General features: G+C 66.6%; 3 protein-coding genes and 1 pseudogene. 2 read left to right on the top strand and 2 right to left on the bottom strand.

Features of this window, described 5'->3' with window-relative positions:
• Positions 1–191, bottom strand: a pseudogene (locus JHC57_RS21705) (SPFH/Band 7/PHB domain protein); the annotation flags it as partial.
• An 83-nt stretch (positions 192–274) separates the two neighbouring features.
• Between JHC57_RS21705 and JHC57_RS21700 the strand changes: the two are divergent.
• Positions 275–1,099, top strand: a complete 825-nt coding sequence (locus JHC57_RS21700; RefSeq protein WP_294032655.1) for a CoA ester lyase — start codon at positions 275–277, stop codon at positions 1,097–1,099.
• Between the two features lie 67 nt (positions 1,100–1,166).
• Positions 1,167–2,678, top strand: a complete 1,512-nt coding sequence (locus tag JHC57_RS21695) for a M28 family peptidase (protein WP_294032654.1) — start codon at positions 1,167–1,169, stop codon at positions 2,676–2,678.
• 81 nt (positions 2,679–2,759) lie between these two features.
• Here JHC57_RS21695 and JHC57_RS21690 read toward each other — a convergent pair.
• The coding region (locus JHC57_RS21690; RefSeq protein ID WP_294032653.1) for a 3-deoxy-7-phosphoheptulonate synthase at positions 2,760–3,079 on the bottom strand (320 nt) is incomplete at its 5' end.

Raw genomic sequence — 3,079 nt, 5'->3', positions numbered from 1 at the left:
ACCTGTTCCATCATGTTCACCTTGCGACCGACGCGGTCGAAGATCGGCATGATGAAGTTGAGCCCGGGCTGTGCGGTGTGCGTGTAGCGGCCGAAGCGTTCGATCGTATAGGCAAAGCCCTGCCTGACCGGCGTCAGCGCCCAGATCAGGAACACCAGAGCCAGAACCACCAGTGCGATTGCGACTTCCATCGATCATCCCCTCTCTGCAAAAATGGCTTTGCAAACCCGCTTCCTTATTGCGGCAATGGCGGGGTTGCGCCACAGAAAAGCGCATGATGCCAAGCGACCATTCAGCCGCCTATCCGCCGCGCTCGCTGCTCTATGTCCCCGGATCGAACGCGCGCGCGCTCGAAAAGGCGGCGGGCCTCGCCGCCGATATGCTGATCATCGACCTTGAGGATGCGGTGCCCGCCGGTCGCAAGGCGGAGGCGCGCGAGGCGATGCGCGCGGCGGTCACGGCGGGCTATCCCGGCAAGCGCGTCGCGGTGCGTATCAACGGGACGGGGAGCGAGTACCAGGCGGCGGACATCAATGCGCTCGCCGGCCTGCCCCTCGATGCCGTCGTATTGCCCAAGGTTGATGCGATCGCCGATCTGGAACTGGCTCGCGGCCTTGGCCTGCCGGTCCTCGCGATGATCGAGACACCGGTCGCGATCTATGCCGCACGCGAAATCGCCGCCGATCCGGCCGTTCGGGGATTGATCGCGGGGCTCAACGACCTTGCCCACGAGCTCAAACTGCCGGACGGCATGGACCGCGGCGCGATGGGCCATGCGATCCAGGCGATCATACTTGCGGCGCGAGCGGGCGGAGTGTGGGGTTTCGACGGCGTCTATAATGCGATCGACGATGCGGCGGGCTTCGCGGCCGAGGCGGGCGAAGCGCGGCGGCTCGGCTTCGACGGCAAGACGCTGATCCACCCGTCGCAGGTCGATCCGTGCAACGCGGCCTTTGCTCCGTCGGAGCGCGAGGTCGCGGCGGCCGAGGCGCTCGTCGCCGCGGCGACGGGCGGGGCGCAGCGACACGCCGGGCGGATGATCGAAGATATGCATGTCGCGGCCGCTCGGGCGCTGCTGGAACGGGCGGGTCGGGCCTGACGACGCCGTTCGTCGTTCGATGAACGCGCCTTGCCTGCCCGGCGCGGAGATGCCATGCGGCGCCTCCATGAAGAACAGCTCCTTCCGCGCCGCGATCGCGGCCGTCGCCCTCCTGTCCTTTGCGCCCGCCGTCTCGGCCGCGCCTGCCAAGGCCGATGCGCCGATCACCGAAGCCGAGCTGGCTGCGCATATGAAGATTCTCGCGAGCGATGCGTTCGAAGGGCGTGCGCCGGGGACCGAGGGCGAGGATCGCACGATCGCCTATATTGTCGGCGAATGGGCGAAGGCCGGCCTCGAAGCCGTGCCGGGCAGCGCGACCCCCTGGCTTCAGCCGGTGCCGCTGGTCGAGACGCAGGCGCTCGGCGGCACGGCGAAGTTCAGGGTAAGCGGACGCGACTTCGCGATCGAGGATGACGGTGTCATCCTGACCAGCCGCGATGCGTCGGCCGTGTTCGCCGACCTGCCCGCGGTGTTCGTCGGCTATGGCATCGATGGCGCGGGCCAGGTGAATGCCGACGTTCGCGGCAAGCTCGCGATCATGCTGTTCGACAATGTTCCCTTTGGCGACAAGCTGCCGCGCTATCGTGAACGACGGCAGATGCTCGCCGATGCCGGGGCAAGCGCGGTGCTGGTGATCGCGACCGATGCGGTGCCCTGGACCGCGCTGCGCGAAAGCGCGGGGAGCAAGGCGGTGCGCCTTGCGAGCGCAAAGGCCGGAGCGCCGGTCAGCGGCTTCCTGTCGCTCGAGGCCGCCGATGCGCTGCTCAAGAAAGCGGGGCAGGATGGCGGCGCGCTGCGCGAAGCGGCGAAATCGCCCGATTACAACGGCGTCGCGCTGCCGGTGACGGCGGACCTTTCTGCGAAATCGACAACGCGCCCGTTCGCCAGCAGCAATATCATCGCCAAGCTGCCCGGCGCCAGGCCGGACGGCAAGGCGGTGCTGTTCCTCGGCCATTGGGACCATCTCGGCATTTGCGAAGCTGAAGGCGCCGCCGACCGCATCTGCAATGGCGCGGTCGACAATGCGAGCGGCATCGCCGTGTTGACCGAGGTCGCCAAGCGGCTCGGCTCGGGCGCGCGTCCCGACCGCGATATCTATTTCATGGCGACCACCGCGGAGGAAAAGGGCCTGCTCGGCGCGCATTATTTCGCCGACCATCCCGTGGTGCCGTTGTCCGACATCACCGTCGCGCTCAACATCGACACGATCGCGATCTCGCCGCGCGGTACCCCGGTCGCGACGATCGGTCGCGGCAAACCCGCCTATGATGCCGTCGTGCGCGAAGCGGCGACCAGACTCGGTCGCAAGCTCGACGAGGATGGCGAGGCCGATGCATTCATCCAGCGGCAGGACGGCTGGGCGCTCGGCGCGAAGGGTGTAACGTCGCTGATGGTCGGCGGCAGCTTTTCGGACATGAAGCTGCTCGAGGCTTTCCTCGGCAGCGACTATCACAGCGCCGCGGACAATTTCTCGGACAGGATCCCGCTCGGCGGCGCCGCGGAAGATGCCGACCTGCATGTCGCGCTCGGCCGGGCGTTCGCCGATACCAAGCGGTGGCCGGCGACAAATAAGCCCTGAAAACTGTCATCGCGAGCGAAGCAGCCGGGGCGGTTCACGCCACTCCGGATTGCTTCACTTCGCTCGCAATGACGGAGCTTTTTACGCTGCCTGCTTGGCGCGGTCGGCCATTTCCTGATTGAGCATCTCCGCCAGCAGAAACGCAAGTTCCAGCGATTGCCCTGCATTCAGGCGCGGGTCACAATGCGTGTGATAGCGGTCCGCGAGATCCATCTGCGTCACGTCCATCGCGCCGCCGGTGCATTCGGTAACGTTCTGGCCGGTCATTTCGATATGGATGCCGCCGCCATGCGTGCCTTCGGCGCGGTGCACCGCGAAGAAGCCGCGCACTTCGGCGAGGATTCGTTCGAACGGACGCGTCTTGTAGCCGTTGGGCGTCTTGATGACATTGCCGTGCATCG

It is taken from the genome of Sphingopyxis sp. (assembly GCF_016463645.1).
Classification (GTDB): domain Bacteria; phylum Pseudomonadota; class Alphaproteobacteria; order Sphingomonadales; family Sphingomonadaceae; genus Sphingopyxis.
This window is presented reverse-complemented; position numbering and strand designations above follow the sequence as displayed.

Coding starts and splice junctions, on each gene's coding strand:
- JHC57_RS21700 (WP_294032655.1), top strand. CDS start 275: ATGATGCCAAGCGACCATTCAGCCGCCTATCCGCCGCGCTCGCTGCTC.
- JHC57_RS21695 (WP_294032654.1), top strand. CDS start 1,167: ATGAAGAACAGCTCCTTCCGCGCCGCGATCGCGGCCGTCGCCCTCCTG.